This is a genomic window from Promicromonospora sp. NPDC019610 (genome assembly GCF_044389365.1).
In the GTDB taxonomy this organism is placed as follows: domain Bacteria; phylum Actinomycetota; class Actinomycetes; order Actinomycetales; family Cellulomonadaceae; genus Promicromonospora.
Genome location: NZ_JBIRXX010000002.1, coordinates 1,175,056 through 1,195,858 on the forward strand (window position 1 = coordinate 1,175,056; position 20,803 = coordinate 1,195,858).

21 protein-coding genes are annotated in these 20,803 nt (G+C 72.2%); 7 read left to right on the top strand and 14 right to left on the bottom strand.

What is annotated here, in order from left to right:
* The 5 genes from ACH45N_RS16890 to ACH45N_RS16910 form a co-directional block, all read right to left on the bottom strand.
* On the bottom strand, window positions 1-702 hold the full coding sequence (locus ACH45N_RS16890; RefSeq protein WP_397395869.1) for a hypothetical protein: 702 nt from the start codon (window positions 700-702) through the stop codon (window positions 1-3).
* Window positions 699-1,295 carry an RNA polymerase sigma factor gene (locus ACH45N_RS16895; protein ID WP_397395871.1) on the bottom strand — a complete coding sequence of 199 codons (597 nt, stop codon included), beginning with the start codon at window positions 1,293-1,295 and terminating at the stop codon, window positions 699-701. Before ACH45N_RS16895 ends, ACH45N_RS16890 begins: the two co-directional genes overlap by 4 nt.
* Window positions 1,292-2,404: an amidoligase family protein gene (locus ACH45N_RS16900; RefSeq protein ID WP_397395873.1), complete on the bottom strand. Its 1,113-nt coding sequence runs from the start codon at window positions 2,402-2,404 to the stop codon at window positions 1,292-1,294. The genes ACH45N_RS16895 and ACH45N_RS16900 overlap by 4 nt, the downstream gene beginning before the upstream one ends.
* 3 nt (window positions 2,405-2,407) lie before the next feature.
* Complete coding sequence (locus tag ACH45N_RS16905; RefSeq protein WP_397395875.1) at window positions 2,408-2,944, bottom strand: hypothetical protein; 537 nt, start codon at window positions 2,942-2,944, stop codon at window positions 2,408-2,410.
* A gap of 93 nt (window positions 2,945-3,037) precedes the next feature.
* On the bottom strand, window positions 3,038-3,895 hold the full coding sequence (locus ACH45N_RS16910) for an SDR family NAD(P)-dependent oxidoreductase (RefSeq protein ID WP_397395877.1): 858 nt from the start codon (window positions 3,893-3,895) through the stop codon (window positions 3,038-3,040).
* A gap of 63 nt (window positions 3,896-3,958) precedes the next feature.
* Here ACH45N_RS16910 and ACH45N_RS16915 point away from each other — a divergent pair, with 63 nt between their 5' ends.
* A complete protein-coding gene (locus ACH45N_RS16915; RefSeq protein WP_397395879.1) occupies window positions 3,959-4,555 on the top strand; it encodes a TetR/AcrR family transcriptional regulator in 597 nt (198 codons plus the stop codon).
* A 14-nt stretch (window positions 4,556-4,569) separates the two neighbouring features.
* On the opposite strand, the gene ACH45N_RS16920 is transcribed toward ACH45N_RS16915, so the two are convergent.
* Window positions 4,570-5,751 (bottom strand): oxygenase MpaB family protein, encoded by a 1,182-nt coding sequence (locus ACH45N_RS16920; RefSeq protein ID WP_397395881.1) that lies wholly within the window; start codon window positions 5,749-5,751, stop codon window positions 4,570-4,572.
* A gap of 229 nt (window positions 5,752-5,980) precedes the next feature.
* On the opposite strand from ACH45N_RS16920, the gene ACH45N_RS16925 reads away from it, so the two are divergent.
* The 5 genes from ACH45N_RS16925 (at window position 5,981) to ACH45N_RS16945 (ending at window position 12,226) form a co-directional block, all read left to right on the top strand.
* Window positions 5,981-6,613, top strand: a complete 633-nt coding sequence (locus ACH45N_RS16925) for a (2Fe-2S)-binding protein (RefSeq protein ID WP_397395883.1) — start codon at window positions 5,981-5,983, stop codon at window positions 6,611-6,613.
* The gene (locus ACH45N_RS16930; protein ID WP_397395885.1) at window positions 6,613-7,590 is read left to right on the top strand and encodes an FAD binding domain-containing protein; all 978 of its coding nucleotides are present in this window, start codon (window positions 6,613-6,615) and stop codon (window positions 7,588-7,590) included. The genes ACH45N_RS16925 and ACH45N_RS16930 overlap by 1 nt, the downstream gene beginning before the upstream one ends.
* 66 nt (window positions 7,591-7,656) lie before the next feature.
* Entirely contained in the window at window positions 7,657-8,826 is a 1,170-nt protein-coding gene (locus ACH45N_RS16935) for an XdhC family protein (RefSeq protein ID WP_397395887.1), read from the top strand.
* Window positions 8,827-8,836: 10 nt separating this feature from the next.
* Complete coding sequence (locus tag ACH45N_RS16940) at window positions 8,837-11,098, top strand: xanthine dehydrogenase family protein molybdopterin-binding subunit (protein WP_397395889.1); 2,262 nt, start codon at window positions 8,837-8,839, stop codon at window positions 11,096-11,098.
* Between the two features lie 183 nt (window positions 11,099-11,281).
* Window positions 11,282-12,226, top strand: a complete 945-nt coding sequence (locus tag ACH45N_RS16945) for an SDR family oxidoreductase (protein ID WP_397395891.1) — start codon at window positions 11,282-11,284, stop codon at window positions 12,224-12,226.
* Window positions 12,227-12,479: 253 nt separating this feature from the next.
* Here the strand turns inward: ACH45N_RS16945 and ACH45N_RS16950 are convergent, their stop codons facing one another.
* Both ACH45N_RS16950 and ACH45N_RS16955 read right to left on the bottom strand, forming a co-directional pair.
* On the bottom strand, window positions 12,480-13,394 hold the full coding sequence (locus ACH45N_RS16950; protein ID WP_397395893.1) for a TIGR03619 family F420-dependent LLM class oxidoreductase: 915 nt from the start codon (window positions 13,392-13,394) through the stop codon (window positions 12,480-12,482).
* 53 nt (window positions 13,395-13,447) lie between these two features.
* On the bottom strand, window positions 13,448-14,260 hold the full coding sequence (locus ACH45N_RS16955) for an LLM class flavin-dependent oxidoreductase (RefSeq protein ID WP_397395895.1): 813 nt from the start codon (window positions 14,258-14,260) through the stop codon (window positions 13,448-13,450).
* 118 nt (window positions 14,261-14,378) lie between these two features.
* On the opposite strand from ACH45N_RS16955, the gene ACH45N_RS16960 reads away from it, so the two are divergent.
* Window positions 14,379-14,771 carry a winged helix-turn-helix transcriptional regulator gene (locus ACH45N_RS16960; RefSeq protein ID WP_397395897.1) on the top strand — a complete coding sequence of 131 codons (393 nt, stop codon included), beginning with the start codon at window positions 14,379-14,381 and terminating at the stop codon, window positions 14,769-14,771.
* 113 nt (window positions 14,772-14,884) lie between these two features.
* On the opposite strand, the gene ACH45N_RS16965 is transcribed toward ACH45N_RS16960, so the two are convergent.
* From ACH45N_RS16965 to ACH45N_RS16990, 6 genes are all read right to left on the bottom strand, one after another.
* Window positions 14,885-16,159, bottom strand: a complete 1,275-nt coding sequence (locus tag ACH45N_RS16965; RefSeq protein WP_397395899.1) for a hypothetical protein — start codon at window positions 16,157-16,159, stop codon at window positions 14,885-14,887.
* A complete protein-coding gene (locus ACH45N_RS16970) occupies window positions 16,156-16,605 on the bottom strand; it encodes a hypothetical protein (RefSeq protein ID WP_397395901.1) in 450 nt (149 codons plus the stop codon). Before ACH45N_RS16970 ends, ACH45N_RS16965 begins: the two co-directional genes overlap by 4 nt.
* Window positions 16,602-17,606, bottom strand: a complete 1,005-nt coding sequence (locus tag ACH45N_RS16975; RefSeq protein WP_397395903.1) for a hypothetical protein — start codon at window positions 17,604-17,606, stop codon at window positions 16,602-16,604. Before ACH45N_RS16975 ends, ACH45N_RS16970 begins: the two co-directional genes overlap by 4 nt.
* Window positions 17,603-18,733 (bottom strand): hypothetical protein, encoded by a 1,131-nt coding sequence (locus tag ACH45N_RS16980; RefSeq protein WP_397395905.1) that lies wholly within the window; start codon window positions 18,731-18,733, stop codon window positions 17,603-17,605. Before ACH45N_RS16980 ends, ACH45N_RS16975 begins: the two co-directional genes overlap by 4 nt.
* Window positions 18,734-18,883: 150 nt before the next feature.
* Window positions 18,884-19,552, bottom strand: coding sequence for a response regulator (locus ACH45N_RS16985; RefSeq protein ID WP_397395907.1), 669 nt, complete (start codon window positions 19,550-19,552; stop codon window positions 18,884-18,886).
* The gene (locus tag ACH45N_RS16990) at window positions 19,549-20,802 is read right to left on the bottom strand and encodes a sensor histidine kinase (protein WP_397395909.1); all 1,254 of its coding nucleotides are present in this window, start codon (window positions 20,800-20,802) and stop codon (window positions 19,549-19,551) included. Before ACH45N_RS16990 ends, ACH45N_RS16985 begins: the two co-directional genes overlap by 4 nt.
* Window position 20,803: the final 1 nt, after the last annotated feature.

The following is a 20,803-nucleotide window of genomic DNA, read 5'->3' on the forward strand; positions in this document are numbered from 1 at the left end:
TCAGGGCAGCGGAGGCGTCTCGCCGTCGAGCAGCATCTCGGCGGCGCGCGCCTTCGCCTCGTAGGCGTCGACGTGCCACAGCTCGGCGAGCCGTTCGGCGTCCTCGAACGTGTACCCGGCCTCCCGATAGGCCCTCTCCTCCGCCTGGTCCAGGTACGGCGCGGACGTGTCGGCCGCACCGGTGCCGTCCGGCACCACCGGGAGGGACTCGCCGTCGAGGATCATCTGGCCCGCGCGGGCCTTGGCCTCGAACGCGTCGACGTGCCACAGCTCACGAAGCTCCTGGAGATCCGCCGCCGTGTATGCGGCGCCCCAGAACGCGTCGTGCTGCTCGCGGGTGTAGCCGTCGGGCATGGAGGACCACTCGACACCCACAGCCTGGGCGATACCGTCCACGACGACCGCGAACGGGGTGTAGGGATCGGCCGCGGCGGCCGCCCCCGCGCCGACCACTCCCAGGGCGGACGCGACCACGCCCGTGACCGCGACGGCGCCCACGCGCCGGTGCCGCGTCCCGGCTCCGTTCCGGTCGCCGGCCGCCGCGAGCCGGTCGGCGATCCTCCGGACCGTGGCCGCGGTGTCGTCGTCACCGGGGGCGCGTGACCGGAGGGCCGCTGTGATGCGTTCGGTGAGGTCGTCGCTCTCGTCCTCGCCCGGTCGGGGTCCCGGGGCCGGCGTACCGGCGGTACGGTCCTGGGTCATGGTGCCTCCGTGAGGGTCGGATCGGTGTTGCGGAGCGTGGCCAGGGCGCGCGAGGCGTGGGAGCGGACGGTGGCCGGCGACGTGTCGAGCACGGTAGCGATCTCGGCGTCGACCAGCCCTTCGTAGTAGCGCAGCACGAGCACCGCGCGCTGGCGGGCGGGGAGCTGCGCGAGGCGGTGCCACATGGCGTCCTGCTGGGCGAGGTTCTCCGCGGGGTCGCTGCCGACGCCGGCGTGACCGGCCAGGACGTCGTCGGCGATCGGGCGGATCATGCGTACGTGCCAGCGCCGGCGCCACGACAGGTGCTCGTTGGTGACCATGCGCCGCAGGTACAGGTCGGGGCGCTCGGTCAGGGCGATGCGGTGCCATCGCTGGTGCGCTCGCAGCAGCACGTCCTGAACCAGGTCGGCGGCGGTGTGCTGGTCGCCCACGAGCACCGTCGCGTACCGGATCAGGCCGGGGAGGTGCTTCCGCACCAGGTCGCCCAGCGTCCCGGCCGTGCCGGGGCCGTCAGCGTCGTGCACGGGGCCCGGGGCCGCCACCCGCGGGGTGGGAGCGCTCCTCGGCGCGGGCGGCTGCATCCAGGTCGTCATCGACGGGCCCCTTCCGCCGCCATGGCCAGGAGCGCACCGGCCGGGTCGGGCACCGCGCCGGCGTCAGGTCGCGGGACAGGCGCGTCGTCGAGGCACCTGCGCACCAGGCGTTCGACGAGCGCGGCCCGCCGGAGGATGTCCGAGGCCTCCAGCGCCCCGGGCAGGATCCGTACCTCGACCGTGTCCCGGACCGGATGCGGGGCGACGAGCTGGGTGAGGTTCACGTCGGCGTACTTGGTCAGGCCGATCCCGCGTGCGGCAGCGGCCACCTCGTCCCACGACTGGTCGTCCCGCTCCACGAGCCGGAGCAGCTCCGGGGGCAGCGGAGCCAGGCGGCGGCAGGCCGGGTTGGTGCCCAGCGCCGCCCACAGCGGCTCGCGCCAGTGCCCGAAGAGCCGGACCAGGTTGGCGAACGCCGCGGGCCGCCGGAAGGGCCGGCCGTCCAGGTGCAGGTGGACGGCGGCCTCGGTGGGCACGGTGAAGCCGAGGGCACGCGCGGGGTTGAGCAGGTCGTCCAGCACCCGGCCGTGGTCCTCGGCGATCGGCGGGGTGACGATCTCGCAGGGTCGCTCACGCCCCGCGGGAAGCGGCATGGCGACGGCGACCGTGGCCCCCGCGGTGTCGTTCACCCGCGCTGCTCCGCCCACCACCTCCACCCGCGTGCCGAACAGGTCGGCCACCGGTGCCAGCACGTCGGGCAGGGCGGCGCCCGGATCGGTGGACCGCTCGATCAGGCGCAGCAGACGCGGCTCGTCGCACAGCACCCGGTACCACCCGCGGTGTCCGGGCCGGGTGGTCGTGCCGGCCAGGTCGGACACGAGGGTGATGTCGTCCACGAGCCGGGCGACGGGGGCGCCGTCGCCGTCGCCGTCGACCACGTCGAACGCCGGAGAGAGGTGACGGAACACCCCGACGCCCGGCACCGCCGACGGCTCGCTGTCGGTGTGGAACGACCGGCGCACCCCGCCGGCGCGGCGGGCGGCGAGAGCCTCCGCGAGCACCTGCCGGTCGGAGCCGGCGGGTGCGAGCAGCTCGATCTCGAAGCCGACGCGCAGCGTGAGGGTGTCGATGGTCGCCTCCTGGCGAGTCGTCAGCGGTACCGGGCGCACCGGTCAGCTACCGGACGTCGTGGCGGCGTCCAGGGGCAGCTCCTCGCCGTCGAGCACCATCTGGCCGGCGCGGGCCTTGGTCTCCACGTACTCGGTGTCCCACAGGGCGCTCAGCTCCTCGACGTCCTCCGCCGTGTAGCCCGCGTCGAGGAACGCGGCGGTCGCCGCCTGCTCGTCCGCCGGCAGCTCCGGAGTCGTGTAGGTACCGGGCGCGAACGGGAGCTGCTCGCCGTCGAGGATGGCCTGACCGGCGCGGGACTTGGCCTCCGTCTCGTCGAGCGACCAGAGCTCCTGCAGCGCGGCGAGGTCCTCGCCGCTGTACTGGGCGCCCCAGAACGCCTCGTACTGCGCCTGCGTGTAGCCGTCGGGCAGGTGGGACCAGTCGACGCCGGCCGCGTGCACCGCGGTACCGACCGCCTGACCGAAGGCCGAGGCCGGGGCCGCCGCGGCCGCCAGGCCGGCGCCGGTGACGCACAGGGTCGTCGCCGCGACGCCGATCCCGGTGAACCGAAGGGTCTTCGAACGGAGAATGCTGGTCACATGGACCTCCAGGTGAGCGGAACGTGCTTGCCCCCTTAAGACGCCGCTCGGTGCCGAGATGTGGAGTCGCGGCGGTCACGAGTTCGGCGGTTCTCAGCCGTGGGTCCCGGGCTCCGCCCGCCGGTGTGCGGTGAGGGCGGGCGCTGTCGCCGGGCTGTTGCGTGAGCGGGCCCCGAAATATCCGGAGAGGATCACGGCACGACGGCGGGTGAGGAAACGGCCGGCCTCCGCCGCGATGCCGTTGACCCGGCCCGAGACGACGCTGGGGCGGCGGTTGCCGCGGTCCAGCGAGCGCAGGCCCGCCTCGACGACCTGTTCGGGCGTCTGGTAGCTGCCGTTGTAGGAGCCGCCGGCCAGGTCGTCGAAGAACTCGGTGCGCGTCAGCCCGGGGGCGAGGGACAGCACGCGCAGGCCGCTCGAGCGCGACTCGTACCAGAGCGCCTCGGTGAAGCTCAGGACGAAGGCCTTGCAGGCCCCGTAGACCGCCATGTCAGGCCCGGGCAGGTAGGCGGCCATGCTCGCGACGTTGACCAGGACGCCGCGCCCCGACTGACGGAGCGGCTCGATGAAGGCGCGTGAGATGTCCACGAGATTCGCGACGTCGACGGCGATCTCGGCCTGCAGGCGATCGGGGTCCTCCTCGTGGAACGGCCCGTCGGTACCGAAGCCGGCGTTGTTGACGAGGCTCGTCACGGTGAGACCGCGGTCGGCCACCTCACCGGCGAGAGCCTGTCCGGCTCCGCGCCTGCTGAGGTCGAGCGCGATCGGGGTGGCACGCACGCCGTGATCGCGTTCGAGCTCGCTCGCGAGCTCCTCGAGGCGGTCGAGGCGGCGGGCGACCAGGATCACGTCGGAGCCGCGCCGCGCGAGAGCGCGGGCGAAGGCGGCGCCGATGCCCGAGCTGGCGCCGGTGACGACGGTGGTCTGGGACGTGAAGTCGACGGAAGTCATAGGTGCACTGTAGGCAGTTTGTTGCACTCGATGCAAGGAACGTACTCGGAGTAAGGTCGGCCCATGGCCTCACCGTCCGACACCCCGACGCTGCGCGAACGGACGCGCCGCGCCGTCCACGCCGAGATCACCAGCACGGCGCTGCGCCTGTTCGTGGAGCAGGGCTACGAAGCGACGACCGTCGATCAGATCGCGGCCGCCGCAGGGATCTCCCGGCGGTCGTTCTTCCACTACTTCGGGAGCAAGGAGGACGTCGTCCTGGGCGACCTGGAGGCACTCGGGCTGCGGGTGCGCGAGACCCTCGAGGCGCGCCCGGCGACGGAGACGGCATGGGAAGCGCTCCGCGAGACGTTCATCGGCCTGCAGGAGCAGGCCACCGACGCCGCGACGCCGCTGCAGATCGCCGACATGTACGCCGAGGCGCCGTCGCTGCGCGCACGACACCTCGAGAAGCACCTGCGCTGGCAGGAGCTGCTCGCCCCGGACGTCGAGCGGCGTCTGGGCATCGCGCCCGGCGCCACGGCCGACCCGCGAGCGCGCGCCCTGATCGCCGCGGCCCTCGCCTGTCTCGACGTGGCGGTGGAGGCCTGGCGCCAGTCGGGCGGCACCAGCGACCCCGTGGCCCTGTTCGACCAGGCCGTGGCAGCCGTCCGAGCCTGACCCGAGGTGCCCCCTCACGGGGCCGCGACATGGTCCTGATAGGCGGTGCCGCCGTCGGTGAGGGCGGTGATCAGCCCACGGACGGCGAGCGTGCCGTCCTCCACCGCCTGCTGCACGCCGCCGGGGACCTGCGCCTGGTAGCGCCGCGCCGTCGCCTCCCCGGCCGCCAGCAGCGGCAGCACCGCCGTGAGCGGGGACTCCGGGATGCCCAGGGCTGCGGCGTCCTCGCCGTGGTAGCGGCCCGCCAGGGCGTTCAGCAGGTCACGCCAGCCTGACGTGCCCATCGGCGACCCCGGCGCTGCGGCGAGCGTCGCCGTCGCGGCGTCGAACAGGGCCTCGACCAGGGCGCGGCTGTTCTCGTCGGGCGGGGCGGTGGTCGAGTCGAGCAGGTCGAGCAGGTCGTCGGCCCGTGCGTGGCCCTCGATGTCGAGGAAGAACACCTCGTCGAGGCCCAGCAGGTGGCCGACGTACCACCAGTAGCGGTACAGCCGGGACTGCTCGTCAGGAGTGAGCCGGTAGCCGACACCCTCCAGGAACGCGAACGGCACGACGGTGAAGTCGAGCCAGGTGCGTGCGATGTCGGCCTGGTTGATCGGCACTCCCCACCGGCCGGCGTCCCAGCCGTGCGCAGCGGCCGAGGCTCGCACCCGCGCGTGCAGCAGCCGGACCTGCACGGTCTGCACATAGCCGGGAGCGCCGCGCCGCAGCCCGCCGGGAAGGATCGTCGAGGCGTTCCAGAGCCCGGTCTCGGCGAGCCGGCGCGGCGCCGTCGAGGTCAGCCGGCCCGTGCCCACGAGCAGTCGCGCGATGGCCGGGGAGCTGTAGGTGTGTGCGAGGGAGCCGCCGGAGAAGGCGAGGCTGCGCCAGTGGGGCGGTACGGCGAGCGAGGTGCGGTCCCCGTCGTCCAGCAGTTCCGGGGAGACCCAGCCAGGCACGGTCTCGGTGTGCGCGAGCAACGCGGCGACGGCCGGCGGAGCGCCCGGCACGCTCGCCCGCCCCTTCGTGAGACCGCGCTGGAGCGCAGCACGGGCGGGTCGGCCGAGCTCGTCGAACTCGACGATCACATCGTCCGCGAGCGGGTCCCCCACCTGCAGCATGCGCACCATGAGGTCGGCGCGCGCGCCGTGCCTGCCCCGGGCAGCGTCCAGGCCGACAACGCGTTCGGGCACCACCAGGTCGTTGTTCGAAGAGGTCATGGCGCCATTGAAGCCATCCCCCAGGCAGGCAGCCACGGCCTGTCGATCCCCCTCAAGGCAGGCGAGTCCCGCCGGGTCACCACGGCCCCTCAGCCTGGGATCGACAGGTCCTGGATGTTTCTGCTCGCGGTAGCCAGCCTGGGCGCAGCGCTCGACCCGGGAAGCCACCCGAAGGGTCACGGCGCTGCCCTGTCCCCTGCCGGCCCTGCGACCAGCCAGGAGAAACGTGATGAACGATGCAAGCGATGCGAGAGGCGCCCGCTCGGGTGTGTCCCGGCGGAACTTTCTGGGCGGCGGCCTGGTCGCCGCCGCCGTGACGCCGCTGCTGACCGGCCAGGCGGACGCCGCCGAGGCCACGGAAGGCGCCGCGGCAGCCTCCGCGGGCGGCGCGCACCAGGTCACGGTGCGCGCCGCCGTCAACGGCAACCCCGTCACGGTCCGGGTGGACCCGCGGGCCACCCTCCTGGACACGCTGCGCGAGCGGCTGGACCTCAAGGGCACCAAGAAGGGCTGCGACCGCGGGCAGTGCGGCGCGTGCACCGTGCATGTCGACGGCCGGCGTGTGCTGTCCTGCCTCACCCTGGCCGCGACCGCCGCCGGGCACGAGATCACGACGATCGAGGGCCTGGCCGACGGCGACCGGCTCCACCCCATGCAGCAGGCCTTCGTCGACCACGACGGCCTGCAGTGCGGCTTCTGCACCCCCGGCCAGATCATGTCCGCCGTCGCCCTGGTCGACGACGAGGGCGGAGCGCGCTCTGACGACGAGATCCGGGAACGCATGTCGGGCAACATCTGCCGCTGCAGCGCCTATCCGCGCATCGTCGACGCGATCCGGGACGCGCAGCAGGTGATGCGCTGATGCGGCCCTACTCCTTCGCCCAGGCGCGCTCGGTCCGCGAGGCCGTGCGGGGCGCCGGGCCGGACACCGCGTTCCTGGCGGGCGGCACCACCCTGGTCGACCTGATGAAGCTCGAGGTGATGACGCCCGAGCACGTGGTGGACATCAACCGGCTCCCCCTGGGCGGGGTCACCCTGAACCGCAAGGGCCTGCACATCGGCGCCCTGGAACGTATGAGCGACGTCGCCGCCCACCCCGTCGTCCGGGAGCACTACCCGATGATCGCGCAGGCGCTGGAGCTGAGCGCCTCCGCGCAGCTGCGGAACATGGCGAGCATCGGGGGCAACCTGCTGCAACGTACCCGGTGCGGTTACTTCCGCGACGTCACCACCCCGTGCAACAAGCGCGAACCGGGCTCCGGCTGCTCCGCGCTGGAGGGCATCAACCGCGGCCACGCGGTCCTCGGCACCAGCGATCACTGCATCGCGACCCACCCCAGCGACCTCGCCGTCCCGCTCGTGGCGTTGGGCACCGTGGTGCACCTGGGCTCGGCGCGCGGCGAACGCAATGTGCCGCTGGACGAGTTCTACGCCCTGCCCGGCAGCACACCCGAGGTCGAGAACGTGCTGCGACCGGGCGAACTGATCACCGGGATCACGGTGCCCCGCTCCCCCTGGGCCGCGCACTCCCGCTACGTGAAGGTCCGCGACCGTCAGTCGTACGAGTTCGCGCTCACCTCCGCCGCCGTCGCCCTCGAGCTGCGCGGACGCACCATCGCCGACGCACGGATCGCCGCCGGCGGCGTGGGCACCCGGCCGTGGCGGCTGCCGGCGGTCGAGCGTGCCCTGAAGGGCAGGCCCGCCACCCCCGCCACGTTCGAAGCCGCCGTCAGGCCGGCCGCGGACGGTGCGGAGCCGCGCGAGCACAACGCGTTCAAGCCCGCCCTGCTGCGCCGGACCCTCGTGCGAGCGCTGACCGAGCTCGTGGAGAGCCGATGAGCGGCCCACGCGAGCCGGTCCGACCAGGGAGCGTCGAGCCGGGCACCGCCGGATCGGACGGCGGCCATGCTTGAGCTCGCCGACGAGCTGCTCGAACGTGTCCGGCGCGGGATCCCGTTCGTGACCGCCACCGTCACCGGCGTGGCCGGAAGCGCTCCCCGGCAGCCCGGCGCCACCCTGGTCGTCGATGCGGACGGCGCGGTGCTGGGCAACGTGTCCGGCGGTTGCGTCGACGCGGCCGTGCACGAGGCCTGCCAGACGATGCTCGCCGGCGACCACGAGCCCCAGGTGCTCCGGTTCGGCTACTCCGACGCCGACGCGATCGGCGTCGGCCTGACGTGCGGCGGCACGATCGAGCTGCTCCTGCGCCACCACGACCCGGCCGCCGAGCCGGAGCTCGAAGCGGCGCTCGCCGCCGCCGCGGGCGACCAGGCCGGGACCCCGACCAGCGGCAGGGCGGTGGCCGTGGCCACGGTCGTGCGCGGGCCGAGCGGGCGCCTCGGTCGGACCGTCGTCGTACGGCCCGGTGTGCCCGTCGCGGGAAGTCTCGGGGACGCCGTCCTGGACCGGGTGGCCGGCGCCCGGACGGCCGACCTGCTGCACGCCGGGCAGAGCGGCACCGTCGAGCTCGGGGTCGCCGACAGCTACTGCCGCGAGCCCATGACCCTCCTGGTGGAGTCCAGCACCCCGGCCCCGCGGCTGCTCGTCTTCGGGGCCATCGACCACGCCGCCGCGCTCGCCCGCCTGGGCTCGTTCCTCGGCTACCGGGCGACCGTGTGCGACGCCCGGGCCACGTTCGCGACGCCCGAGCGGTTCCCCGGTGCGGAGGTGGTCGTCGACTGGCCGCACCGCTACCTCCGGGCGCAGGCCGACGCCGGGCTTCTCGACGGCCGCACCGTCGCCTGCGTGCTCACCCACGACCCCCGGTTCGACCTCCCGCTGCTGACGGCCGCCCTCCGGATGCCCCTGGCGTACGTCGGAGCCATGGGCTCGCGCCGCACCCACGAGGAACGTCTCGCCCGGCTCCGCGACGCCGGCCTGACCAGTGCCGAGCTGAGCCGCCTCCACTCGCCCATCGGCCTCGACCTCGGGGCCCGTACCCCGCAGGAGACCGCGCTGTCGATCGCCGCGGAGATCGTCGCCCACCGGCACGGCGGCTCCGGGGTGTCCCTGAGCACGGGGGTCCCCATCCACCACGGTGCGCCGTCGACCGGCGCGCTCGCACTCAGTAGCTGAAGGAGTAGCGATGCCCCGTACCCCAGTCGGACGCGAGACCGACCGTGTCGACGGCAGACTGAAGGTCACCGGTGCTGCCGAGTACTCCGGTGACTATCGCGCCACCGACCTCGCCCACGCCCACCTCGTGACCAGCACCATCGCACGAGGCACGATCACCGGGATCGACACGGCCGCCGCGCTCGCGGCGCCCGGTGTCCTGCGCGTGTATGCCGCGCCGGAACCTCGCCTCAACCTGTACCCGATCACCGGCCCGCTCGCCGGCTTCGTCGAGAACTACCTCCCGCTGAAGGACACGGAGGTCCGGTTCCACGGACAGGCCATCGCGATGGTCGTCGCCGAGACCCCCGAACAAGCACGCGACGCCGCCGCACTGGTCACCACGACCTACGACGCCCGGCCACCGCGGACGTCCCTCGCGGACGAGCCGCACGTCCCGGCCGGACCCACCCTCAGCGGGACACCCAGCAGCCTCGAGGTCCTGGCCCCCGGTGTGGGCTCGATCGACGAAGCGCTCGCCGCCAGCGACGTCGTCGTGGAGGCCGAGTACCACCAGAACCCGCAGCACCACGTGGCCATGGAACCCCATGCGATCCTCGCCGTCTGGGACGGCGACCGGGTCACGATCCACGCCGGCGCGCAGATCCCCGCCGCCTTCGCGCTCGGGATGTCCCAGCGGCTCGGCGTCCTGCCCCAGAACGTCCGGCTGAACTCCAAGTACGTGGGCGGCGCGTTCGGGGCCCGCGTCATCCTGTGGAGCGACACCCCGCTGCCCGCCGCCGCTGCCCGGGAGCTCGGCCGCCCGGTCCGGCTCGTCCTCACCCGCGAACAGATGTTCACCCTCACCGGCCACCGTCCCGAGATCACCCAGACCGTCCGGCTGGGCGCCTCCCGGGACGGCGTCCTGAACGCCGTCAGCCATCGGAGCGTCTCCGAGCGCCCGACGACCGTCGCCTTCCCCATGACGCCGGCCCACAACACCACGGACGCGCTCTACCGCACGCGCAACCTGCACGTCCACGCGGAGCTGGCCGTCCTGGACATCCCCGGGAGCCGAGCCATGCGCGGCCCCAACGAGGCCCCCGGATCCTTCGCCCTGGAGACGGCCATGGACGAGCTGGCCGTCGCCACCGGTATCGACCCGGTCGAGCTGCGGCTACGCAACCACGCCACCGTCCACCCCGTCTCCGGGCTGCCCTGGTCGAGCAAGCACCTCGAGGAGTGCTACCGCGTCGGGGCGCGGCGGTTCGGTTGGTCCGCCCGCAGCGCCACGCCCCGCTCCCGCACGGACGGACACTGGCTGTACGGCACCGGGATGGCCGCCGCCGTCTACCCGGCACACCGCCGCCCCGCGAGCGTGCGGATCCGGTTGCTCGACGACGACACGGCCGTGGTCTCGACGGCGATCTCCGACTTCGGCACCGGCGGCGCGACCATGCTCGCGGTCTCCGGCGCCGACGCCCTGGGGTTGCCCCTGGACCGGGTGACGCCCGAGATCGGCGACAGCCTGCTGCCCCAGGGCGCACCCGCCGTCGGCTCCAGCGCCACGCACGCCACCGTACCCCTGGTCGTGAACGCCGCCCGCGACGCGATCGACGAGCTCAAGCGGCTCGCCGTCACGGACGAGGGGTCACCGTGGCACGGCGCGAGCGCGGACGACCTGCGCTACGAACGCGGGATCCTGCACGGCCTCGGCCGCTCGATGACCTTCGGCCGCCTGCTCCGGGTCCTGGGCTCGCCGGGCATCACCACGCTCGCCGAGTCGCCCGGGGACGCCGACCCGGGGTACGTGCACCACAGCTTCGGTGCCCACTTCAGCGAGGTGCGCGTCAACCGCTTCACCGGCGAGACCCGGGTCACCCGGTTCACGACGGTCGCCGACGTCGGCCGTGTGATCAATGCCAAGGCCGCCCGGAGCCAGCTCGTCGGCGGCGTCATCTTCGGCATCGGCCACGCCCTGCTGGAGGAGAACCACCTGGAGCTCGCCACCGGACGCCTGGCGAACAGCACGCTCGCCGACTACCTGGTGCCCGTCAACGCGGACGTCCCCGACATCGACGTGGTCATGCTCGACCGGCCCGACCCCGTCCTCACCGGACCACTCGGTGACGGCGGCGAGGACGTCGGGACCCGCAGCCTCGGTGCCCGGGGCCTCGGGGAGATCGGCACCGTCGGCTCCGCGGCCGCGATCGCCAACGCCGTCTACAACGCCACCGGTGTCCGCGTCCGCAACACGCCCATCACGCCCGACAAGCTGATCGAGCACCTCTAGCCACTTCGGTGACGTCGTCACCCGCGACCAGGTCCGCGCCGCGCTGACCGCCCAGGTGGACGCAGCAGCTGGGCGGCTGAGGTGGGGACAGGTACCCCATAAAGGCGGATCGTCAGGCCCTGAATAAGGCAGTCGACTTCCGCGACAGTAGAGCTGACAACTTGACGTCTAGGAGTGGACCACATGTCACGCAGACCAATCGACATCACTATCCCTGACCTGTCGGGAAAGCTTGCCGTCGTCACCGGTGCCAGCGACGGAATGGGCCTGGGTATGGCCGCGCGCCTCGCGGCGGCAGGCGCCGAGGTGATCATGCCCGTGCGCAACCGGCGCAAGGGAGAGACCGCGATCACGACGATCAGGGAGTCGGTGCCCACGGCGAACGTCTCGCTGCGGGATCTCGATCTGTCCTCGCTCACGTCCGTCGCCGCACTCGGTGACACCTTGCGCGAGGAGGGCCGTCCGATTCACCTGCTGATCAACAACGCGGGCGTCATGACCCCACCGGACCGACAGACCACGGCCGACGGGTTCGAGCTCCAGCTCGGCACGAACCATCTGGGTCATTTCTCGCTGGTCGCGCACCTGATGCCCCTCCTGCGGGCCGGCCGTGCGCGGGTGACGTCGCAGGTGAGCATCGCGGCCAACCGCGGGTCGATCAACTGGGACGACCTGAACTGGGAGAACAGCTACGACGGGACACATGCCTACAGCCAGTCGAAGATCGCGGTCGGCCTGTTCGGCCTGGAGCTCGACCGGCGCAGCCGGGCGGGCGGCTGGGGCATCACCAGCAACCTCTCGCATCCTGGGGTCGCCCCGACGAACCTGCTCGCGGCGCGTCCCGAGCTCGGCCGTGGCGAGGAGGTACCGTCCCGGAGGATGATCCGTTTCCTGTCCGAGAGGGGCATCCTGCTCGGTACGGTCGAGACGGCCAAGCTGCCCGCGCTCATGGCCGCCACCGACCCCGACGCCAAGCCCGGGGGCTTCTACGGCCCGAGCTGGCCCGGACGCGTCGGGGGGCCGCCCGCCGAGCAGAAGCTCTACTCGCGACTGCGCAGCACGGACGAGGCCGCACGCGTCTGGGACGTCTCCGAACAGCTGACGAGGACCACCATCAGCGCCGTCTGAGCGAGGGGCCCGGCGTCACGCCGCGCGGTGGGCAGGCGGGTGCGGAGGCCTGCCCACCGGCCGGCGGAGCCCCGGGCTCGCCGAGCGCCCCGCCGGCTCAGCGCAGCGTCTGCGCGATCGAGGCCAGCATCTGCGGCGACGGCTGCGGGCCGCGCTCCCGCTCCCGGCGGGGAGTGGTAGTCCGCCGACATGTTGACGATCCCCTTGACGGGGCGGAGCCCTGACCTCCGAACCGGGGATCGGGAGGACCTCGTCAGGCCCTCGGCACAAGCGCGCGGAGCTCGTCCAGCATCTCGATCTGCACGTTCACCGGCTCCGACGACGGGTACGCGAACGTGACCCCGTCGATCCCCCGGCCCTGGAGCTTCTCGATGTCCTCGGCGAGCTGGTTCGGCGCACCACCGAGGAACGGGCGGTCGCTGCCCATCGGCGCGGCTGTCATGGGGGTGTTCGACTGCGCGATCACCATGAGAGCGGAAGGATCGCGGTCCAGACGCGCGGCCCCCTCCCGGAATCTGGCTGCCTGCGCTGTCACCGCTTCCAGCGAGAAGGTGACCGGCGTGATGCCGTCCGCGATCCGGGCCGCTCGGTCGATCCCGGCGTCGGTGGAGGCACCGATGATGATGGGGATCGTGCCGCGTACCGGCTTCGGGTTGATCTCCGATGCCTCGACCGAGTAAAAGCGGCCGTCGTACTCGACGGGGTCCGGGCCCCAGACGGCTCGCACTGCCGCGACCATGTCGTCCAGGCCTGCCCCACGGCGGTTCCAGGGCACGTTGGCCGTGGCGAACTCCTGAGGGATGGAGCCCTGCCCGAAGCCGGCGATGACGCGACCGCCGCTGAACTGGTCGAGTGTCGCCAGGCGGCGGGCCAGGACGACGGGCGTGTGAAGCAGCGCGCTGATGATGCTGGTACCGAGGCTGATGCGGCTGGTGAGCGCAGCGACATGGCTCAGGGTCTGCAGCGGCTCGTAGGTAGTGTGGTACAGCTCGGGAGCTCGCTGGAGAGTGCCGTCCGGACCGGGCCAGACGGGCGCCATCGGCCGTAGCACGCGTTCGTACGTCCACAAGGAGTCGTAGTCGAGCCGCTCGGCGGCCTGCGCCATCGTGGTGATGTTGGCCGGCGTCGCGTGCGGCCCCGAGACGGGGAGCATGGTTCCCAGCTTCACGAGATTCCTCTCTTTCTGCTGCTCACGTTCGAGAGCAACGTGTCAGGGGCGGTTCAGGCCGGGGCGCCGGCGGCGTCGCGGGCTCCGGCGACCCGTTCCCGGATCTCTTTCGCGGTGACCTCGGCGAATCGGCGCAGCTCGTCGGGGTCGTCGCTGGCGATGATGAACACGCTCGTACCGTCCTCGATCGCGAGCTGGGCGAGCTTGTCGGCGCGGTCTCGTGCGCTGATGTTGAGCAGCCGCACGATCCGCTCGGGCGCGCGTCCCGCCTGCCGGGCGGCCTCGTCGATCGTCCGGTTGCCCCGGGCGAGGTCACCGGGTTTGAGCCACGGCAGGCTCGGCAGCCAGCCGTCGGCCTTACGTCCGATGATCCGCTGCATGCGGGGTTTGACCGCGCCGACCCAGATCGGGATGTCGTGCGCGGGCCGGGGGCCGCGGCGCGGGCTGTCGACGTGGTGCATGTGACCACCGACCTGCAACGGCGAGGGATCATCGACGTCCCAGATGCCGCGGACGATGTCCAGCGCCTCGTCCACGCCCGAGACGGCTTCGGGCGGGGTGAGCAGCGGACCGCCCATCCCGGCGATCGCATCGTAGAAGCCGCCTGCCCCGATCCCCATCTCGAACCGGCCACCACTGAGCAGGTCCAGGCTCGCTGCGGCACGCGCGAGGACGGCGGGCTGCCGCAGCGGGAGATTCAGCACGTTCCCTGCGACATGGATGCGCTCGGTGCGCGCCGCGACCCACGACAACAGCGTCCACGTGTCGTGGAACACCGCCTGATAGGGATGGTCCTGGAACGTCACCAGATCCAGACCGATGTCCTCGCTGAGCACCGCCAGATCGACCGCTCGCTGCGCGGGCACGGCGACCGGGGAGATGAAGCTGCCGAACCGCAGCGGATGTCCGTAATCAGGCATGCACTCAGCCTCGTGACAACCCACCCGATCCGCAACGCTCGGGTAACCGAGTTACGATTCGTAAGTGACTACACCTGCCGCTTCTCCCGCGCACACCGCCTGGCACGACACTGACGAAGCGGAGTGCCGGCACGCCAGCAAGCTCCTCGAGGTCGTCGGACAGCGCTGGTCGCCGAGCATCCTGCTTGCACTGGGACGCGGCGTCGAACGATTCGGGGAGATCACCGCGATGACCACGGGCCTGTCCGCGCGGATGCTCACCCTGCGCCTCAAGCAGCTGGAGGCCGCACAGCTGGTCGAGCGCATCGTGATCCCCACCACTCCGGTCACGATCCGCTACCGGCTCACAGCCCAGGGACAGGACCTGATGGACGCGCTGCACTCCGTCGCCGGCTACGTGCAGCGGTGGAAAGTCGACGAGCCCGAAACCGGGGCCACTGCCCTCCCTCCGGCCTGATCAGCTCAGTCGACCGCTTCGGTGCGCAGTCAGGCTCCGGGCACGCCGGCCGCGAGGATCTCCATCGTCTGAGTACGGCGATCACACGTTCGTCTGGTGCTCGGGGCCGGCGATCAGGCGGCGAAGAGCAGGAACAGCCCGGCCCAGGTGTAGCCGACCATCAGCAGGACGCTCGGCAGCTCGTCGGCCAGCACCAGGGTGAGTTGTCGCCCCGGGGCGGCCCGCAGCGCTCGGCCGTGCGCGGCAAGCACGCCCGCGAGATGGCCCATGATGATGCACGCGACCTGGAACAGGGCCACTGCCCCAGGATCAGGTGCGTCCATCGTCGCGGGGAAGTTGCCGTCCGGTGCCCACTGCCGCACCAGGAGCTCCAGGCCGCGAGGACCTTCCACGACGAGCAGCGAGGCGTAGTGCGCGAGGGTGTAGCCCGCGGCGATCGGGACGAGGGGAAGCGCGACGTCCGCACCCCGGGCTGCCCACCGCAGGCTGCCGGCCATCAGCAGGCAGACGGCGGCCAGGCCCGCGGTGGAGACCAGCTCCGGCACCGGCGTGGACTGCACGAACCCGGTCCACAGAGGCGAGCCCGAGGCGCTGTCGAAGATGGTCGAACCCCACCAGACAGCCAGGAACGCCACCGTGCCGCGCCCGGGTGCCTTCGTGGTCAGACCGGCCAGGGGCGAACGCAGCACGTACCGGCCGGCGTCGTCCCTGCCCAGAACACTCAACCTGCCGGCGAGCTCGGAGTACATCTCGAACCCGTCGCCACGCGCGAACCAACGCTCTCCGCGCACGACGGCGAAGCCGAGCTGGACCACGGTGTACGCCAGGAGCCAGCCGCCGACAAGGCGCGGGTCGGTGCGGTCGGGAGCGATCAGCTCCAGCCAGACGAAGGCGAGCAACGCCGCCGCGGCGGGCCAGTATCCGGTCCGCCCGTCCCCTGCGGCCGGTCGCAGACCTCCGGTCGGGATCCGGAGCAGCCGGCACAGGCCGGCATGCAGGGTGCGCAGCGGGTTGAGTGCGCGCCACACCAGCCCGAGCAGGACGCTCAGCGGGACGAGTCCGACCCAGAGCCAGACGAAGAGCACGTGAGCCGCGGGGTTGGTCTCGTCGTGGGGGCCGAGCAGCGCGTTGCCGACCACGTAGACCGCGAGCGCCAGGACGATCAGTCGTAGCGGGGTGCGCCAGAGGTGGGAGCGCAGGGCGGTGTCCCAGGTCGCGGGGAGGCGTCGGGTGCTGGCGCCGCGGGGCGTTCGCCAGAGTGTGGAGACGGCGAGGAAGGACAGGACGACGGCGAGGGCGCCTGCCTGGAGGACGAGGTCGAAGGGCAGCGGGAGGTCTTGGGACGTGCCGACGCCGTGGGTCGTGAGGGGGGTGTGCTGCGGGTTCACCGGACGGCGAGCTGGAGGAGGAGTGTCTCGGGGTGGGCTTCGACGTCGAACACGCCGGGGGCGTCGGTGAGGACCTCGAGGCAGGCGGGTCGGTCGGGCTCGGCCTGTGCGGTGAGGTCGTAGCCGTGCACGTGGATCTCGGTGGGCGTGTCGGTCTGGGCGCGGAGCACGACGGTGGTGCCCGCGGGCACCTCGATCCGGTCCGGGGAGGGTTGGACGACGCCGTCCTCGAGTCGCACGTCGACCGTGAGGGGTGGGACGTCGGTGGGAAGCTCGCCGCGGCAGCCCTGGGCCGGTGGGGTCGGTTGCTCGGTGAGGGGGCTGGACGCTGTGGTCGGGTCGTCCGGCACGGCTGGGGGTCGGGTTGCCGGCTGGGCTGTGGTGCAGCCGGCGAGGGCCGCTGCCAGTACCGCGGCCAGCGCGATGTGGGCGGTGGTGCGGGTCATCGGTTCTCGCTCTCAGGTGGGACGGGTTCGCGTCGGGCACGGTCCGGTCGGGTGCGGTCGGGTCGAACAGGGTCGGGGCCTGCGGTGTCGGGGCCTGCGGTGTCGGGCAGGGTGCTGGTTCGCTCGGGGCCTGGGTTCGCGAGCGAGCGCAGTGCTCCGGCTCCTGCTACGGCTGTCGCGGTGCCCGCACCGAGCACCACGGCGACGAGGAGTCGTTCCAGGGTCGCCGGGCCTGCGACTGGGAGGACGGCGTAGTGGAAGACGGTGACGTCGGGGAGGATGAAGACGACGCTGAGCCCCGCCCCGGCGCACACTCCGAGCACTCCCCTGGTGCTGCCACGAAGCGCGGCGATCGCGGCCGCCGCGACCATGGGCCAGACGAGCAGGCCGATGCCCGTCGCGTCGATGAACGTTCCCCACAGCGGGGCGGACTGGACCGCGAGGGTCGCGCCGATGACGTGTGCCAGCGAGGCGACGACCGTGACGAGCCCGGCGACCGCGAGGATCAGGTCGGGTCGCCGGGCGCGCCGTGCGACGACGGTCAGTGCCGTCGCGACGCCGGCCGCGACCACCCACCAGGCCAGGGCGGCGGGTGGTGGCCCGGCGACGAACCTGCCGGTGACGGTGACCGCCGTGGCGCCGACCGTCATGGGGACGGTCCACCGCACGGTTCGGGTCTGGTCCAGGTCTCGTTCCAGGGTGGTGGCCCGGGCGTCGATCCAGCTGAACGACCGACCGTCTGGCACGGATACGGCGGCGGCCTGTCCTGCGCCCGCCGGGACGTTGACGGTTGACCCGGTGTCGTTGTGTACCAGCAGCCGTGCGCCGTCCTCGATGGTGGTGACCACCAGCCCGGGGACCGCCGGAGACACGGACACGACCTCGCCGCGTGCGGCTGTCGGGCTCAGGCCTCCGGCGTGCGCAGAGGCCGGGGAGATGGTGCCCAGGACGATGGCCACAGTCAGGACCAGAACGGTGGTGCCCCGGCGGAGCAGGCTCACGGGGCGGTCACGACCGTGTCCGGGACGGACGGTTCAGTCGACCGCGGTCCGATGCGGCGCACGACGTACGCGGTTCCGGCGCCGGTGAAGCCCACCAGGGCTACCAGGCCGCTGATCATGTGGAGGTTCCACGAGACGCCGTCGCCCACGACGGGGCTGATGGCGAGCACGGCTGACCACACCACGATCGGCGCGAGGAGCCCGAGCACGATCCACCGTGTGTCGGGTGTGAGCGGCCGGAGCCTCGGCGCCAGCGCGCGAGCGGCGAGTTCGGTGATGGCGGTGGCGACGGTGAGGGTGATCGGCAGCCAGAGACCGACGCCGTCACCGAAGACGAGGTTCATGACGAAGGCCGGGACTGCCACCAGTACCGTGGGTGCGCCGATCGGGAGCTGCCACCGCCGCGCGAGCACGAGCAGCGGGATCAGCAGGACCACGGTGCTGCCCACGTAGCCGTGGAACATCTGGGCATCCATGGAGAACGTGCTCGGTTCGATCTCGCCGGTACCGAGGTGCGGGGTCGGCAGGGCGGAGGCGTGCAGGGTGTAGATGTGCACGGGGATCGAGGCCAGTACTGCCGAGGCGACCACGGTGGCCGCGTCGCCTCCACGCACGCTCCGGGCCGAGGACGGCATGGAGGCGGCGAGCATCAGCGCCGGGCCTGCGGCCACCAGCACCATCCCGGCGATGATGAAGTAGTGACTGGGGCTGAAGAAGATCTCCAGACCCCGCTCGATGCCGAACAGGTTGTGCCACAACGTGTCGATGCCGCCACCGACCAACAGCAGGCCCATCCCGATGCCTGGCAACCGCAGGGCGCTCGGAGTCTCGCGTAGCAGGCTGCGGTAGGTCACGACCGCGGGCAGCCGCGAACGGAGCAGCCAGAGCAGTGTGAGGCCGCAGGCGGCGATGCCGGAGTACATGACGGCGTGCCACGGGGTCCAGAACGTCTCCAGGTCGGGGATGGTGGCGTGGGCGAAGGCGTCGAGCTGCAGCCCGACGACGAGCCAGAGGCTCGCGGCCAGGAGAGTCCGGCGTTCGCGGGCGGTGAATCGTGACGTCTCAGGGCTGTCGGTCGCCGTGGCGTCGGGGCTCGGCTGTGGTGCGGCGTCGCGGGTGGTGGACATCGAGGTGGCTCCGTCTCCGGGTGTTCTGGTGGTCGGTGGGTGATCACCAGAAACGTAGGAAAGGGGGTGCTGCACGGGCATCACCCGCCGGAGCGATCAGGCCCCTACCTGAGGACCATCTTGAGCTCAGGGTTCGCACCTGCCGATCGGTTACCGGCCGGGAACGACGAGCCCGTTCTCGTAACCGAACACGACCGCCTGGACACGGTCCCGCAGACCGAGCTTCTGCAGGATCCTGCTGACATGGGACTTGACGGTCTGTTCGCTGATGACGAGGGACCCGGCGATCTCGCCGTTGGACAGTCCGCGGGCGATCAGTGTGAGCACCTCGCGCTCGCGCTCGGTCAGGCTCCGCAGCGATGGATGGTCCGCGGGGTCGCGCGGCGCTGTCTCGACGAACCGTTCGATCAGGCGTTGAGTGATCGCGGGGGCCAGCAGCGCCTCGCCCCTCGCGATCGTCCGGACAGCCGAGGCGAGCTCATCGGGGCCGGAGTCCTTGAGCAGGAAGCCGCTTGCGCCGGCCCGCAGTGCCTCGTACACGTAGTGGTCGGCGTCGAAGGTCGTCAGCATCATCACCCGTGGGCGGTCCGGCCGGTCAGGCGCGGGTGCGAGCAGTTCGCGGGTGGCCGCCAGGCCGTCGAGCACGGGCATCCGTACGTCCATCAGGATGACGTGAGGCCGCAGGGCCCGTGCCTGCTGCAGGGCGGCCTGGCCGTCGGCGGCATCCCCTGCGACAGCGATGTCGTCGTAGGAGTCCAGGATCGCGCGGATGCCCACGCGGATCATCGGCTGGTCGTCGACCACGAGAACCTTGATCATCCGGTGTGGCTCCTGTCAGTGGCATCGTCGATGTGGTCGGCGTCGTCCAGTACAGGGAGCGGCAGCCTTGCGGTGACCTGGAACCCGCCCCCGGCAGTGGGCCCGTGGGAGAAGTCGCCACCGAGGTGAGCCACCCGCTCGCGCATCCCGGTCACCCCGAGCTGTGGCCGTCGCAGGTCGTCGGGCCGCTCGACGCTGCCCGGGACCCCCGGGGTGTTGACCACCGTCACGGTCAGCGCCGCACCATCCGAGGCGACTCGTACGGTGGCCGAGGCACCGCGGGCGTGCCGAACGACGTTGCTCAGCGCCTCCTGCACGATCCGGTACACCGTTGCGCCGACGGTGTCCGGGGCACGCCGCGCCCCCTCCTCGACGACCAGGGTGACGGGCCCGCCGTATCTGCCGGTGGCTTCGACGAGCTCTGGCAACTGGGCCAGGCCCGGTGCCGGATCCTTCTCCGGTTCCGCGTCGGTGGCGCGCAGCACTCCGAGCAGCTGACGCATCTCGCCCAGGGCCCCACGTGCTGCTGCGGCGATCGCCGTGAACTCCTCGCGAGTCTCGGGATCCGCCCCCGGCAGACGATAGGGCGCCGAGGTCGCCTGCATGTGGATCACCGACATGCTGTGGGCAACGACATCGTGCAGCTCCCGCGCGATACGAGCGCGTTCCTCGACCAGCGTGCGCCGCTCCTGTTCGATCTCGACGTCACGCCGAGCCGCCGCCAGCTCCCCACGCAGCCGCACCCGGTACCGGTAGGCGACCCCACCGATCAGGGCAACCAGGGAAGCGGAGCCGAGAACTACCAGCGCAAGGGTCTCCTCCGCCTCCGATGCCTTGTCGTCCGAGGCCAAGGCGACCAGAAGTACCGAGGCCCCGGCGAGCGTCCACCACGCGCCGAGGGCGATCTGCCAGGTGTGGCGCACGGCGATCAGCCCGGTGTGCGCCACCAGGACACAGATCGTCATGACAGGGAACTGCTCCGCTCCGGCCTCGCCGGATCCCGCCAGTTCGAGCGTCGCGGTGGCCGCGACCTGCATCACCGTCGCGACGACCGGGCGACGCAGCGCGACCGGGAGCGCCGCGCACGACACCGAGCCCGCCACGTAGGCAAGGAACGGGTCGACTCCAGCGTGGTTGGCCTCCAGCGCCAAGGCGATCATCGCGAATCCCGCCAGCACCGAGATGGCGGCAGTCCACAGGAAGTCGGACCTGCCGGTCCAGGCCGGGCGCCTCGTGCGCGTGCTCGTCATC

Bases quoted from the DNA above. Each gene is read 5' to 3' on its own strand.
- ACH45N_RS16890 (WP_397395869.1), bottom strand. From the start codon at position 702: ATGACCCAGGACCGTACCGCCGGTACGCCGGCCCCGGGACCCCGACCG.
- ACH45N_RS16895 (WP_397395871.1), bottom strand. From the start codon at position 1,295: ATGACGACCTGGATGCAGCCGCCCGCGCCGAGGAGCGCTCCCACCCCG.
- ACH45N_RS16910 (WP_397395877.1), bottom strand. From the start codon at position 3,895: ATGACTTCCGTCGACTTCACGTCCCAGACCACCGTCGTCACCGGCGCC.
- ACH45N_RS16915 (WP_397395879.1), top strand. From the start codon at position 3,959: ATGGCCTCACCGTCCGACACCCCGACGCTGCGCGAACGGACGCGCCGC.
- ACH45N_RS16920 (WP_397395881.1), bottom strand. From the start codon at position 5,751: ATGACCTCTTCGAACAACGACCTGGTGGTGCCCGAACGCGTTGTCGGC.
- ACH45N_RS16925 (WP_397395883.1), top strand. From the start codon at position 5,981: ATGAACGATGCAAGCGATGCGAGAGGCGCCCGCTCGGGTGTGTCCCGG.
- ACH45N_RS16930 (WP_397395885.1), top strand. From the start codon at position 6,613: ATGCGGCCCTACTCCTTCGCCCAGGCGCGCTCGGTCCGCGAGGCCGTG.
- ACH45N_RS16935 (WP_397395887.1), top strand. From the start codon at position 7,657: ATGCTTGAGCTCGCCGACGAGCTGCTCGAACGTGTCCGGCGCGGGATC.
- ACH45N_RS16940 (WP_397395889.1), top strand. From the start codon at position 8,837: ATGCCCCGTACCCCAGTCGGACGCGAGACCGACCGTGTCGACGGCAGA.
- ACH45N_RS16945 (WP_397395891.1), top strand. From the start codon at position 11,282: ATGTCACGCAGACCAATCGACATCACTATCCCTGACCTGTCGGGAAAG.
- ACH45N_RS16970 (WP_397395901.1), bottom strand. From the start codon at position 16,605: ATGACCCGCACCACCGCCCACATCGCGCTGGCCGCGGTACTGGCAGCG.
- ACH45N_RS16980 (WP_397395905.1), bottom strand. From the start codon at position 18,733: ATGTCCACCACCCGCGACGCCGCACCACAGCCGAGCCCCGACGCCACG.
- ACH45N_RS16985 (WP_397395907.1), bottom strand. From the start codon at position 19,552: ATGATCAAGGTTCTCGTGGTCGACGACCAGCCGATGATCCGCGTGGGC.
- ACH45N_RS16990 (WP_397395909.1), bottom strand. From the start codon at position 20,802: ATGACGAGCACGCGCACGAGGCGCCCGGCCTGGACCGGCAGGTCCGAC.